16 protein-coding genes are annotated in these 13,227 nt (G+C 36.3%); 9 read left to right on the top strand and 7 right to left on the bottom strand.

The annotated features are described in order from the left end of the window. The first annotated feature begins 133 nt into the window (after positions 1 to 133). The 7 genes from ACSVDH_RS23375 (at position 134) to ACSVDH_RS23345 (ending at position 5,901) form a co-directional block, all read left to right on the top strand. Positions 134 to 358 carry a hypothetical protein gene (locus ACSVDH_RS23375; RefSeq protein ID WP_299087367.1) on the top strand — a complete coding sequence of 75 codons (225 nt, stop codon included), beginning with the start codon at positions 134 to 136 and terminating at the stop codon, positions 356 to 358. A gap of 344 nt (positions 359 to 702) precedes the next feature. Further along, on the top strand, positions 703 to 843 hold the full coding sequence (locus tag ACSVDH_RS23370; protein ID WP_046587683.1) for a DegQ family regulator: 141 nt from the start codon (positions 703 to 705) through the stop codon (positions 841 to 843). A 164-nt stretch (positions 844 to 1,007) separates the two neighbouring features. Further along, positions 1,008 to 1,931: a polyprenyl synthetase family protein gene (locus ACSVDH_RS23365; RefSeq protein ID WP_439251643.1), complete on the top strand. Its 924-nt coding sequence runs from the start codon at positions 1,008 to 1,010 to the stop codon at positions 1,929 to 1,931. A 14-nt stretch (positions 1,932 to 1,945) separates the two neighbouring features. Next, positions 1,946 to 2,104 (top strand): competence pheromone ComX, encoded by a 159-nt coding sequence (gene comX, locus ACSVDH_RS23360; RefSeq protein ID WP_299087361.1) that lies wholly within the window; start codon positions 1,946 to 1,948, stop codon positions 2,102 to 2,104. Positions 2,105 to 2,126: 22 nt separating this feature from the next. Continuing rightward, positions 2,127 to 4,424, top strand: coding sequence for a histidine kinase (locus ACSVDH_RS23355; protein WP_439251645.1), 2,298 nt, complete (start codon positions 2,127 to 2,129; stop codon positions 4,422 to 4,424). A 114-nt stretch (positions 4,425 to 4,538) separates the two neighbouring features. Then, complete coding sequence (locus ACSVDH_RS23350) at positions 4,539 to 5,189, top strand: response regulator transcription factor (protein ID WP_439251647.1); 651 nt, start codon at positions 4,539 to 4,541, stop codon at positions 5,187 to 5,189. Positions 5,190 to 5,535: 346 nt separating this feature from the next. Further along, positions 5,536 to 5,901, top strand: coding sequence for a hotdog fold thioesterase (locus tag ACSVDH_RS23345; protein WP_439251659.1), 366 nt, complete (start codon positions 5,536 to 5,538; stop codon positions 5,899 to 5,901). A 239-nt stretch (positions 5,902 to 6,140) separates the two neighbouring features. Here the strand turns inward: ACSVDH_RS23345 and mnhG are convergent, their stop codons facing one another. From mnhG to ACSVDH_RS23310, 7 genes are read right to left on the bottom strand one after another with little or no spacing between them, the layout of a single operon-like run. Then, the gene (mnhG, locus tag ACSVDH_RS23340) at positions 6,141 to 6,503 is read right to left on the bottom strand and encodes a monovalent cation/H(+) antiporter subunit G (protein WP_439251648.1); all 363 of its coding nucleotides are present in this window, start codon (positions 6,501 to 6,503) and stop codon (positions 6,141 to 6,143) included. Then, positions 6,487 to 6,771, bottom strand: coding sequence for a Na(+)/H(+) antiporter subunit F1 (locus ACSVDH_RS23335; protein ID WP_439251649.1), 285 nt, complete (start codon positions 6,769 to 6,771; stop codon positions 6,487 to 6,489). The genes mnhG and ACSVDH_RS23335 overlap by 17 nt, the downstream gene beginning before the upstream one ends. After that, the gene (locus tag ACSVDH_RS23330; RefSeq protein ID WP_299087351.1) at positions 6,771 to 7,247 is read right to left on the bottom strand and encodes a Na+/H+ antiporter subunit E; all 477 of its coding nucleotides are present in this window, start codon (positions 7,245 to 7,247) and stop codon (positions 6,771 to 6,773) included. Before ACSVDH_RS23330 ends, ACSVDH_RS23335 begins: the two co-directional genes overlap by 1 nt. A 5-nt stretch (positions 7,248 to 7,252) precedes the next feature. Beyond that, positions 7,253 to 8,734: a Na+/H+ antiporter subunit D gene (locus ACSVDH_RS23325; RefSeq protein ID WP_439251650.1), complete on the bottom strand. Its 1,482-nt coding sequence runs from the start codon at positions 8,732 to 8,734 to the stop codon at positions 7,253 to 7,255. After that, positions 8,727 to 9,068 (bottom strand): Na(+)/H(+) antiporter subunit C, encoded by a 342-nt coding sequence (locus tag ACSVDH_RS23320; RefSeq protein ID WP_299087347.1) that lies wholly within the window; start codon positions 9,066 to 9,068, stop codon positions 8,727 to 8,729. The genes ACSVDH_RS23325 and ACSVDH_RS23320 overlap by 8 nt, the downstream gene beginning before the upstream one ends. Next, positions 9,068 to 9,490, bottom strand: coding sequence for a Na(+)/H(+) antiporter subunit B (locus ACSVDH_RS23315; RefSeq protein WP_439251660.1), 423 nt, complete (start codon positions 9,488 to 9,490; stop codon positions 9,068 to 9,070). The genes ACSVDH_RS23320 and ACSVDH_RS23315 overlap by 1 nt, the downstream gene beginning before the upstream one ends. Before the next feature lie 11 nt (positions 9,491 to 9,501). Beyond that, the gene (locus ACSVDH_RS23310; RefSeq protein WP_439251651.1) at positions 9,502 to 11,907 is read right to left on the bottom strand and encodes a Na+/H+ antiporter subunit A; all 2,406 of its coding nucleotides are present in this window, start codon (positions 11,905 to 11,907) and stop codon (positions 9,502 to 9,504) included. 208 nt (positions 11,908 to 12,115) lie between these two features. On the opposite strand from ACSVDH_RS23310, the gene ACSVDH_RS23305 reads away from it, so the two are divergent. Together ACSVDH_RS23305 and ACSVDH_RS23300 are read left to right on the top strand one after the other, a co-directional pair. Next, positions 12,116 to 12,343 carry a hypothetical protein gene (locus ACSVDH_RS23305; RefSeq protein WP_439251652.1) on the top strand — a complete coding sequence of 76 codons (228 nt, stop codon included), beginning with the start codon at positions 12,116 to 12,118 and terminating at the stop codon, positions 12,341 to 12,343. A 137-nt stretch (positions 12,344 to 12,480) separates the two neighbouring features. Next, entirely contained in the window at positions 12,481 to 13,038 is a 558-nt protein-coding gene (locus ACSVDH_RS23300) for a DUF5366 family protein (protein WP_439251653.1), read from the top strand. Positions 13,039 to 13,227: the final 189 nt, after the last annotated feature.

The following is a 13,227-nucleotide window of genomic DNA, read 5'->3' as shown; positions in this document are numbered from 1 at the left end:
TTTTTCCTACAGACAAAAAAATAAAAAATTAAGAAAAATAAAAAGGAAACATACATAGGCCGTAGAATTTTAATAATTGTAAAAGCCTTTTTTGAAAATGAAAAATGAGCAATTAAAGGAGGTCTTTATCTCTATGGGAGGGCAGCCAACATTTTTTGTCTTGGACGATAAGATGGTTGCAGTATTTTCGGTTATGAAAGACAATTGCAAAATTAAAATGGAATGCTTGTTTTCAAAAACTGGAATTGAAGACTACACCTTAGAGTATCAGGGGCCAAAAGAGAAAAAAGCAGAATTAATTGAACTAGCAATTATAAAGGCGCAGAATATTTTTGATCATAATATCCTAACAGTATAAAAACAAATGGGTTGACTTCCTCCGTATGCATGTTTGAATACGCTAGGGAGTCAACCTTTTGTTTTGAATAAAAAAATAACAGCATCCCCCCAATTTGCTTCTAAGAAGACACGTATCGTTAAGCAGGAGAAAAAAGACATAGAGATGACTGAATCAGGTATAAAGATGTATCGAAAATACATAATTTGGACTATTGCGTTTGTTTGCGGTATCACGCATTGAGTATTACGTATTATTTTCGGTGAAAATCAACGGAAAGTATTTTAGAATTTTAATAGATAGAACAATAATGTTGTGTACGTTGGCCATGCATTCGCTTACCAACTTATAAGGAGTGTGAAACGATGGATCAGCAAAAGATTGAAGAAATGACGAAGCTGCTACTGAAACTTGAACAAGAAATTAAAGAAACGAAAGAATCATTACACAGTATAAATAAAAGTATTGATAAGTATGATAAATATGCAGTATTGAACGTCTCTTAAATGAATAAGCTTAAAAAAACTTGGCACTTTTGCCAAGTTTTTTTGTGTTATTAATTGACATTTTTAAGTGAAATAGGTAAAAATGGAATGGAATAGGGTACAATATACTATTTTTACTACTCAAATCCTCTTTTGTATAGTAATATTAAGCCGAAGGGGTGATTGTGATAGTAGATGTAGACTTTCAATCTATAAAGCAACAGATGAACCAGGCGATTGCCATAAATGTTAAGAATCCTAATCTGCAAAACCTATTACACTCCTTTGTTAATGAAAAAAAAAGTTTTAATTTTGGTCATTTGGCACTAGTTCATCATAAGGTGTTCGGGGGAAAAGACCCAGAAGTTCTGCGGATGGCAGCAGCTATTGAATTGTTAATTTTATCGTTTGATATGTTTGATGACCTGGAGGACTTGGATAATAAGCTTGAGCCTTGGATGCAAATTGATCCTGCTATTGCTTTAAATGCTGCTACGACACTGTATACAGTTAGCCAACACACTTTTTTAACACTATCTTCACCGTTTCAACATCAGATTTTGCATGCTGTTAATAAATACGCTGTTCAAGCAATGGAAGGGCAGCACGATGATTTGCAAAATTCATTAAATACAGAAAAAGAATGTTTAGAGATGATGAAGCTTAAGTCAGGGTCGCTTATTGCACTGGCCTCTGTTAGCGGGATGCTGTTAGCGAATGCCCATTACCCTGTGGTAGAGGAATACTCTTATCAGATTGGTATTGCTGCCCAAGCTGATAACGATTTCAGAGACCTCTTTCATCCGATGAAAAATGACCGTTCGCTCCAAAAGAAATCCTTGCCGATTTTATATTTGCAAAAGGGCTACAACAAGCATGCTCATGACCTGTTAACGTTTTTTGCGAGTGGAAAAGAGATTAATGAGGAATTTGGCGATATCAAAAACTATAAACAAAAACTCATCGATTCTGGAGTTGCCCAGTATTTAAATGTTATTAGACAAGTTTCCATCAATAGGGCGATACGAATGATCGAAGAATTGAAAATCGATGCAAAGCAAATTGAAACCTTGAAAACTAATATCATTAAAACTAATAAAACATTCTAAGGAGTGATAAAACCATGAACGAAATTGTAAACTTTTTAATTGAAAATCCCGATGTATTAGAAAAAGTTGTTAATGGTCAAGCAAGCTTACTTGGTGTGGATGTAGATGATGTTTTGGGTGTGGTTGAGGGAATTCTTGGAACAGGCTCTTTAAAGAATTTTTATTGGTATTAATTTAAGCTGAAAGGTGTTTGTAATGCGATTTACTTTTAATAGGATACTCCAACTAACAGTAATATTCAGTATAATTCTAGTTGCTTATATAATACTGCTAAATTTCAAGTATCCCTACGTTGGAGCTGGAGTAGAAGTAACAAATGAAAATAAAATGATTATAGCTAATATAGAACCAAAAACATGGGCTGAAAAAGTAGGAATAAATGTTGGAGATGTTGTAGTAGAGATCAATAATAAAGATCCTATGTTACATTATCCTGCTGTTAGAAATGGTCTTTTTGAGCAAGTTTTTACATTTAAATTAGAAAAAAAAGGAATAATACGGGAATATAAAGTTCCTAAAACCTTAATGAGTTTTCAAATTTTATTTATAACGGTCATACCTTTAACCGTCCTTTTTTTATGCTTATTTTGTATTTATTTTGTTTATCGTTCAAATAAAGAAGCAAACCTAAAATCTGCCCATTTATTAAATTTGTTTCTATTGATAATTGCATTAGCTTATATAAGTGCAAGTGGTTCCTCCAGAGGGGATATAATTAGCCGATACATTAATCTAACGCTATTTATATTAGTTCCAGTGAGCTATCTTCATTTTATTTATCAATATTTCAAAGAACTAGGAAAAAAGCTTTTTCATTTTAATTTCATCCGTTTCGGTTATTTGCTTGTTTTTATTAATATCGTTGCAGAAATAGTTTTTAATATGTTATTGGTAAATTTCAGTATTAATAGATTATTAAACCTTAGTTCTTTTTTTATTATGCTTATCTTAACCTTTGTATTAAAATTTACAGGATTGAAAAAAATAAAATATTCAGAACAAGCATATATCGTTAAGATCTTAATTGTAACAAATGTTCTTGCTTTTACACCGTTTTTATTATTTTACGTAATGCCATATTTGATCTTTCAGAGATATGTGTTTTCACCGACATTTCTATCAGCATTCCTATTGTTAATTCCTTTTTCGTTAGTTTATCAATTTATTGCTACTAAAATATATGACATAGAATTTTTATTGGGCAGGCTAAGGTATTATTCATTATTAGCGATCATTCCTGCCATTATTTTGGTTGGGATCATGTTGAATTTAAAGGAAAATAATCCTGGTTTTTATCCAATTCAGCTTTCAGTATATATTTATTTAGCTATAATTGGAGTATTTTATATTAAAGAAATCTTCGACTTCCGCTTTAGGCTGAAAAGGTTCTCGGAAAAATACAATTACCAGGACAGTATCTTTAAATATACGCAAAGTATTCGGAAGTCGAGCAATTTGGATCAGGTTGTTTCCGAGCTAAAACAGGTGATCGTGGACGTTTTGCTTGTCAGCAAGGCCTTTTTTATTGAGGTGGATAAGCAAAAAGAGATTAGGTCTGTTGACCCACATGCGAAAGAGGCGGACTATGGACCATATCTTTCAGAAATAAAAGCTGTTTCGAATGAAATTGGGAAAATTATTGAACTTGATAAGGGATTTGTCATCAATGTTGGAGAAACCGAGGATAAGAACTATGTGCTGCTTTGTCTGTCCATCTTAAATACGCCGAGACTTACACGTGATGAAATATCATGGCTGAAAACCTTATCTTTTTATACCAATGTTTCGTTAGAAAACTTTTTAAAAATTGACGAGCTCATGCAGCATTTGCAGAAGATTGAAACTGAGGGGCAAAATCCAGCATGGCTCACAAAGCTGTTATTTTCAATTGAAGAAAAGCAACGGTCTAATCTTGCAAAGGACCTTCACGATTCAGTGCTTCAGGATTTGGTTTCTTTAAAAAGACAGTGTGAGCTTGTCCTAACTGGAATTGATGTGGACTCAACAGAATTAAAAAAGCAGCTGCAAGAAATGAATAGCAATATGACCAAAATCATTAAAACCACACGCGAAACTTGCCAGGAATTGCGGCCGCAACTGCTTTATGATTTGGGCTTGGTTAAGGCACTTAATAAGCTTGTGATGCAGTATCAGGAAATTGTAGACTTTGATATAAGATTAAATACAGGAAACTTTACAATGAATCTCGATATTGATACACAATTAAATCTTTATCGTATTGTTCAAGAATTGCTGACAAATGCCCATAAGCATTCAAAAGCATCCCAAGTTTTAATCATTCTTGTTTGTATAAAAGAAAAAATAGTTCTTCATTATGAGGACAATGGGGTCGGGTTTGATTATAATCATATGTATGATAAAACCGAAAGCATGGGATTGTCAGGAATTAGTGAGCGGGTAAAAGCCTTAAAAGGATCAATTAACATTGACACAGCAAAAGGTAATGGATTAAAAATTGATGTTGAGATTTAGGTTCAGCGTCTACTAAAGGGGCTTTCTCAAAACGAAGGGGTCCAACCCTTCATGAGACAGCCCCTTCTTAATTGGACATCTCATTGCTAAGTACTTTATTAAAGGGTGAAAAAAATGAAAGAAAAAATAACGATTTTAGTTATCGATGATCATCCAGCAGTAAGAGAAGGGACAAAAGCTATTCTGGAAGCGGAGCCCGGAGTTCAGGTAGATTGCTTAAATCCTCCCTATACAGTTGAGGCTTTTGAACAATATGATTTTTCCCCATTTGATGCGATACTAATGGATTTGAATCTTGGGGACATTAACGGAATGGAGCTTTCTAAAACGATTATTCGCATGGAGCATTCATGCAAAATTATCTTGTATACTGGCTATGATGTGGAGGATTATTTAGAGGAGGCACTTCGACTTGGCATTCATGGAGCAATCAGCAAGACCGAGTCCAAGGAAAAGCTGCTCTCCTTTGTTCGTCATGCCATTAATGGAGATATAGTCGTCCCTTATCAATATTTAAGAAATCTGCTTCATCATAAACAATCAAAAACTGCTGATTCTGACTCTGTTCAAAATGTGTTTAACGAACGTGAAAAAGCGATTCTGCATGAGGTTGAAAAAGGGTTAACCAATCAAGAAATTGCCGATCAGTTGCATTTAAGCAAAAGATCGATTGAATACAGCTTGACATCCATTTTCAATAAATTAAATGTCAATACCCGTACAGAGGCAGTTCTCATTGCAAAAGCAGAGGGAATTATTGAATAGTAGAGGATAAGGAGCCTGTTCATTTGGCTTCTTTTTTGCATTTACAAAGTCTAATCTAGTTTTTACGAAAATTAAACATAGGATAAACATTGTCATGATGTTCATGCTTTATGATGGTAACAAAGCCTGCATGAAAACGGTTAACCGTTTTCATAAGATAGGGGGTTATCATATGGACATTCTGGCTATAACACCTACATTGCTATTTCTATGTTTCTATTTGCTTTTTGTGGTGGTTTTACTAAGAAAATAACGATTAGGCTGTGTTATACTCATTGTATTCTACATAAAGACATTACAAGATGAAGGAGGTAGTGAAGTGGACGTTAATGTGAAGAATACCTTAATGGAGGCATTAGGTATAGAGATCACATCGGTTTCAGCAGAGGGAGTAGTAGCGACAATGCCGGTTGATCACCGTACACATCAACCGTTTGGATTATTACACGGCGGTGCTTCTGTCGCATTGGCGGAAACAGTCGCAAGCATAGGCGCCTATTCTTTAATTGACCAGGAAACAGAAGCTTGTGTCGGACTGGAAATCAATGCAAATCATATTCGCGGGAAAAAATCAGGGACCGTGACCGCATACGCTAAGCCTGCTCATAGGGGAAAAACAACAATGGTATGGGAAGTTAAGATTGTTGATGAAGAGAATGAATTAATTTGTTTGTCACGGTGTACAATGGCTATTCTAAAAAAGAAGCAATAAAAGATATTTCGGTAAAAACTGCTAGCAGAACGGGATTTGTCGGTTTATTTTATAACGCTTTCGGTATTAAGTGTCGAAACGGTAATATTATTTAAAAATGGGAGGATTCTAATAGGAATCCTCAGATTGTTGAAAAACCCCCTATTTTCAAAATTCGATTTCGAAAAAGGGGGTTTTGATGTTTTAATTGTCTTTTTATCACAAATACGGGTATTAACACATTACATTAAAGTCAGTAGTTACTTGTTCTCTTCTTTCTTAGCTTTCCGTGCCGTTTTCAAGTCATCACGGACACTCTTAGCCCATAAAGGAACACCCATATTGTAGGCAGCCCTCATAATGAGATGACCAGCTACAGGTGATGTAAGAAAGACAAAAACAATTCCTAAGAGTATACGGGCACTAACATGATGATCAATTAGTAAATAATACATAAATAAGCCTAACAGAATACTTAAAACCCCTAAGGTTGAACTTTTTGAGGCAGCATGGTTGCGTGTGTACGTATCTGGAAGCCTGACAACACCGATCGCTGCCACTAAACTGAATAGGGAGCCAAGGAGAACGAGAAAGCCTACGATAAATTTACTGATCTCGATCATTTTCGATGATTTCTCCTTTCTCCAGCCATTTTGAAAAAGCAACGGTTCCAATGAATGCTAGAATCCCGATTAAGAGAATGATCTCCACAAATGCATTTGAATTGAGAACGATTGAGATGATGGCCGTAATGCCAATTAAATTTATGCCTATCGCATCTAGCGCAATCACTCGATCGGGTGTGGAAGGCCCCTTCACAAGGCGGTAAACAAATAATAAAGTTGAAATTGCAACAATGAGCAGCGAGAGGCCGATGACAAATTCAAACATTAACGGCTCACCTCCTTAATAGCCTTTTCAAATGAATTTTTAATATCAAGGCGTGCTTGCTCTACATCCTCAATATCCATTGCATGAATGTAGAGGGTTTTATTGTCCTCAGAAACCTCTAACACGAGTGTACCTGGTGTTAAGGTAATTAAATTCGATAGGATGGTAATTTCCCAATCCTTCTCAAGCTCTGTTTCTAACGCAAAAATGCCTGGGCGCATTGTAAGCTTTGGTGATAAAATGACTTTTAACACAGAGATATTTGCTTTAACAAGCTCAATGCAAAAAATAAAGAAAAGGTTGATGACAGCAATCACATTTAGTAAATAAAAGCGATGGTCAAAAAATTTCCTGAACGCAAAGATAATAAGTCCGCCAAAGAAATAACCTTTAAAAAATGCTAGAGTTGAATAATCATTTGATAGAAACATCCATATAAACGCTAGAAAAAAATTAAGTAAAATTTGAAATGCCATATTCACTACTCCTTCAATACTGCTTGAATATAGATTGTCGGGTCAAGCAGAGTTTCGGTAGCTTGCGATATATAAGGTGATATCCATTCAACACCTAATCCATATGCAACAGTTAATGTGAGCAAGATGACAATCGGTAAGAGCATTCCTTTTGCCGATCCTTTTTTGGATGCCATTTCCGGCTTCGGTTCTCCCCAAAAGCCGTTAATAAAGATCTTCATAACAGAATAAAGGACGAGCAGACTTGAGAGAAGGACGATAAAGGAAATCGTATATTCCCCAGCTTCAAAACCGCCTTGGATGATTTTCAGCTTTCCAACAAATCCGCTAAACGGCGGAATTCCTGCCAGTGATAATGCAGCAATAAAGAACATCCAGCCCAAAAACGGATGACTTGCAATCAACCCGCTTATTTTTCGTAAATTGCTTGTTCCAGTTATCGCAATGATCGCTCCAGCTAAGAAAAACAATGCCCCCTTAATGATCATATCATGAACTAAATAATACACGGACCCTTCAACAGCATTTGGCGTATTTGCAGCCACGCCAAATAGGATAATGCCTACAGCAGTGATAATATTGTAGATGACAATTTTTTTGACATCCCAATATGCGATTGCACCAATGACTCCGAAAATAATCGTGAAGGCAGCTAACCATGCCAATAATTGATGGGTAAAGGATGGATCATGATAAAAAATAAGCGTGAAAACTCTCGTTACTGAGTATATTCCAACCTTTGTTAACAGCGCACCGAATAGGGCAGTGACAACGGATGGCGGTGCTTGATATGAACCAGGCAGCCAAAAATATAGCGGAAAAAGGGCACCCTTCAGACCGAATACAATTAAAAATAGGAGGGAAATAACGGTTAGCAGCCCCGTTTGCCCCATTTCAGCTATTTTTACACTTAAATCCGCCATGTTTAATGTTCCAGTAACAGCGTAAAGGTACGCAACCGTGATAACGAAAAGCGCAGACGAAATGACGTTTACGAGAATGTATTTAATTGATTCACGAAGCTGAAATCTCGAGCTCCCTAATACGATTAATAAATATGAAGACATGAGCATCACTTCAAAGAAAACAAACAGGTTGAAAATGTCACCAGTTAGAAAAGCGCCTGATACACCTAAAATGAGAAATTGTACACCAGGATAAAAATAGAATTTTTCCCTCTCCATATTTATCGATGAAAAAGCGAACAATAACGATGTAAAGGCAATAATACTAGTTGTTAAAACGAGTAAACTTGAGTACATATCCGCAACAAAAACAATGCCATAGGGCGCCTTCCAATTTCCAATCTCCAATGTTTGTATTCCATTTGTGTGAACCGTTTGAACAATAATACACGAAATCATGATTCCGGCTAATGAAGCGATCGCACTCAGCCATCTCTGAATCTTGATGTTTTTATTAAAAAAGATTAAGATGATCCCTGCGAATAAAGGTATAGCGATTGGTAAGATAATTAAGTTATTCATTATAATCATTTCCCCTTAGTTGATCCATATCATCTGTTCCAAGCTCCTGATAGGATCGATAAGCTAGGACGAGGAAAAACGATGTAACCCCGAAGCTAATTACGATCGCTGTTAAAATTAACGCTTGCGGCAATGGATCAACATAGCTTTGAGCATGCTCACCAAGCAGGGGGGCAGCTCCCTTTTTTAGTCCGCCCATTGTTAATATTAATAAATGGGCGCCATGACTTAGTAAACCAGTTCCAATAATGATGCGCAATAAGCTTTTGGAAAGCATTAAATAAACGGCAGCAGTAAAAAGAACACCAACCACGATAGACATTAAAACTTCCATTATTCCGTCTCTCCAATCGTTTGGATAATGGTCATTGTTACACCAATAACAACGAGATAAACACCTAGATCGAATAGGACGGCAGTTGCTAATGAGGTTTTCCCAAGTACAGGGAGATCAACATAACTGAACGTGTGGGTTAAAAATGGAACATCGAAAAAGAATGAACCCACCCCGGTCATTAGAGCAATAAGCAGACCGGTTGCCGTCAATTTGATATAGTCAATTTTCAACGAATTCACAACTGTTTTTATATCAAATGCTAAAAGTAACAGCACAATTGCTGAAGCTGTCATTAATCCGCCGATAAATCCTCCTCCTGGAGTATAGTGTCCAGAAAAGAAGAGATGGAGGGAGTAAATAATAATAATAAACACAGCGACCTTTGTTACTGTCTGGAATATGAGATCGTTTGTTTTTATATTTGTTTTCTTCACCCTTCTTCCTCCCTCCTTACATTCAGGCGTATCATGCCATAGATTCCTAACGAGGCAATGCCCAAAACGGTAATTTCAAACAATGTATCAAAACCTCTAAAATCGACGAGGATGACATTTACCATGTTTTTCCCGCCTGCAAGCTTATAGCTGTTTTCAATAAAATAGCTTGCAATGGTGTCTGTAGTACGCTGACTGTTTGCTGACAATGCAATCAGTGTCACGATCGTTCCTACCCCTAAGGAAATGATTAGGTTCGTCATTCTAAACCGAAGCTTTTTCTCCTTCTTCTTAAACTCTGGTAAATGATAAAAGCAAAGTAAGAACAGAGCAACTGAAACGGTTTCAATACATAATTGAGTAAGAGCTAAATCCGGAGCTCTAAATAAAACGAAAAAGAGTGCTAACGAATACCCAACTGATCCAAGGGCAATGATTGCTGTTAAACGGGATTTGGAAAATAAAACAGTGATCGTTCCAATGATCATTACCGCAGCAAGAACCGCTTCATAAATTCCCACAGGTGCCGTGCCTTCTAGCGAAAAAGAAAATCCTTGTTTCAAGATAAGCGCAGTTCCTAAAATAACGATAAAAAATGTAAAGATATAAACTAAATAATCCCGAATAAATCCTGTCATATAGAATTTTGTTATCCCTAGAGAGGATTTATCAAGACGATATAAGGCTCGGTCATATCCTTTATTTAATGTAAGCTTTTCTGGAACGATGCGATAAACGCCGCGCCATTTTGTCAATGTGAAATAGCCCAGTGCTCCCAGCAAGACTACACCAATCGTCATATAGAGCTCAGGTGTAGGGCCGTGCCACTGGCTTAGATGAACATGGAAATGTCCACCGTCCCTAAGTAAGTTTGGCAAAATGGAAGCCATGGCAGGTTCTATAATCGTGTACGCTAAAATGTTAGGGAAGAAAAAGAAAATAATCACAAGCGACGCTAATATAATCGGTGAAATCAGCATCCCGATTGGCGCCTCATGCGGCTTTTTCTCAAGCTTCTCAGGCTGATATTTCCCGGTAAATGTTTTAAACACAAGAACCATGCTGTATATGAATGTAAAGATGCTTCCGACCCAAGCGATAATCGGGAATAAAAGCCCGATCGTTTCAGCATTAAAAAAGTCCATTTCAAGAACATGAAGCATACTAGTAAAGAACATCTCTTTACTCAAAAATCCATTAAATGGCGGCAAGCCTGCCATTGAGAAGGCCCCGATTATTGAAATTGTAAAGGTAATCGGCATTAGACTCATTAGACCGCCAAGCTTCCGAATATCACGCGTACCTGTTTCATGATCGATAATTCCTACGACCATAAATAAGCTTCCCTTAAATGTAGCATGGTTGATTAAATGGAAGATCGCTGCGAGTGTTGCGACGATAAAAAGATTATCATCAATTGAATCTAGTGCGATGGCAGCAGATCCGACACCAAGCATGGACATAATCATCCCGAGTTGACTGACGGTTGAAAACGCTAAAATTCCCTTTAAATCTGTTTGTTTAACAGCATAGAAAGAGCCCCAGAACATTGTGAAGATCCCAAATGCCGAAACAATCCAAAACCATTCAGGTGTTCCTGCGAATACAGGGCTGAATCTGGCAACTAAATAAATTCCGGCTTTTACCATTGTTGCTGAGTGTAAATAGGCACTAACAGGTGTAGGCGCCTCCATAGCATCTGGCAGCCAGATATAAAAAGGGAACTGTGCAGACTTCGTAAATGCCCCAAATAAAATCAAAATTAATGCAGGGATGAACAAGTCATGTTGAGTGATTTCAGGCACTTGTCCAATGATTTCTCTAATACTAAAGGAATTTGTCATGATATAAAGCATAATGAATCCGCCAAGCATAAGGAGTCCGCCAAAAATCGTAATAAACATCGATTTTTGTGCACCATAGCGGGATTTCTCACGCTTATACCAGTACCCAATCAAGAGAAAGGAGGAAAGGGAGGTGAATTCCCAAAACGTATACAGAACAATTACGTTATCGGATAGGACAACACCTAGCATAGCACCCATGAACAGTAACAAATAAACGTAAAACGTATGTAATTGCTCTTTATCTTTTGATAGATAATAAATCGAATATAAAATAACAAGTGCACCAATTCCTGTGATGAGCAATGCAAAAAGCAAGCCTAAGCCATCTATGTATGCAGTAAAATTAATGCCAAGAGAAGGAATCCAATTGGCTGTAGAGATGACTGGCTGACCGTTCATCGTCGTGTTTATATATTGGAAAAAATAGATAAAAAGTAGAATTGGTAAAACCAATACGAACCAGCCTGTATGAATTCTATTGAATAATTTATACAGGATTGGAACAAGTATGGCTATTAAAAACGGTGATAAAATGGCCAAATGTAATAATGTCATTTTTTAACCCCCTTACAGTATTGGCGTTATTTGGTAAATGATCTGGTTGCTGCTTTACTAATTTATTATGTTCTAGAATGCAGATTGGTATGAAATCGTCACCTGAAATGTTCATTTCAAGTTCATATGAACATAAAAATGATAACAAATTTCTGTGAACTTGTATATTCTTAAGATTAAAGAGCATCCTAAATCTTGAGGTGATTTCATGCAAAAAATGAAGCTTCTTGTCGCTGGATGCTTGTTTTCATGCATGTTTGGCAGCGGATGGTTTCTAAATGAAAAAATCAAAAGAGAATATGTTGATTCGATAATAGAGGGAGAGTCAACTATTCAACTTATTAATACAGAGGCAGAGGTTGAATTTTTACTTCAGGAAGAAAAAGTATTTGAAAAATTTAAACCACGGGAATATGTTCGAATCGTTAACCGGTAAACAGGATGTATACATAGAAGCATTCTGTTTTTTTATAGGTACATATTCATAGAAACTGTAAAAATTTACTTGTCAAATGGAGATCTCTACCTCATAATTATGAAGATGAAAAATCAAAGATAATTTGGGGAATGAAAATGAAAAATACATATTTTACTAGTTACTTTCCACTTATTACGATTTTATTATTCAGTACATCCTTGTCGATTGCGACCGTTATGGCGGTAATCGATTATCTGCAGATTTTTGGAATCTATGAAGGAATGCTAGAGTTTTTTTCGAATAATGGAATTAAACTGGCTTTATTTATTTTATTTGCGCTGCTCTATTTTATGGTTTTTTCAGCATTAAAATTAATTGCAAACACAGTCACCGAGCTTTCCCTTTTATTTTTCTCGAAGGATGTTACGGGTGAGAATCTTTCAAAAATAAGAGGCGGTTCAGCCATCTACTTAATCGCAGGAGCACTATCTCTAGCTGCAATTCAATTCCCATTAGTGATTGTAGCGATCTTTCTTGTGGCAACAGGCTGTTACTTTGTCTATATTGTCTACAAAATCAGCAACTCGCTCACTTTCTTTTCTTTGATCGGCTTGGTTTTGTTTCATGTCCTATTTTGGTTTATTTTTCTATTAGGAACGATGTATTTATGCTTTAAGTTGTATAACAGTATAATGGCAAGTTTGCCGGTTTAGAGGCGGTTGCGGCGGATATCATTAGAAAAGAATTCGCTGACAAAATCAGAATAGTGCCGATAAAATCTGAAATTCGCTGATAAAATCAGAATAACGCCGATAAAATCTGAAATTCGCCGATAAAATCTGAAATTCGCTGATAAAATCAGAATAACGCCGATAAAATCTGAAATTCGCCGATAAAATCTG

It is taken from the genome of Metabacillus sp. Hm71 (assembly GCF_051842955.2).
Taxonomy (GTDB): domain Bacteria; phylum Bacillota; class Bacilli; order Bacillales; family Bacillaceae; genus Metabacillus.
Note: the sequence above shows the minus strand (reverse complement) of the source record. Positions and strands in the feature narration are given on the sequence as shown.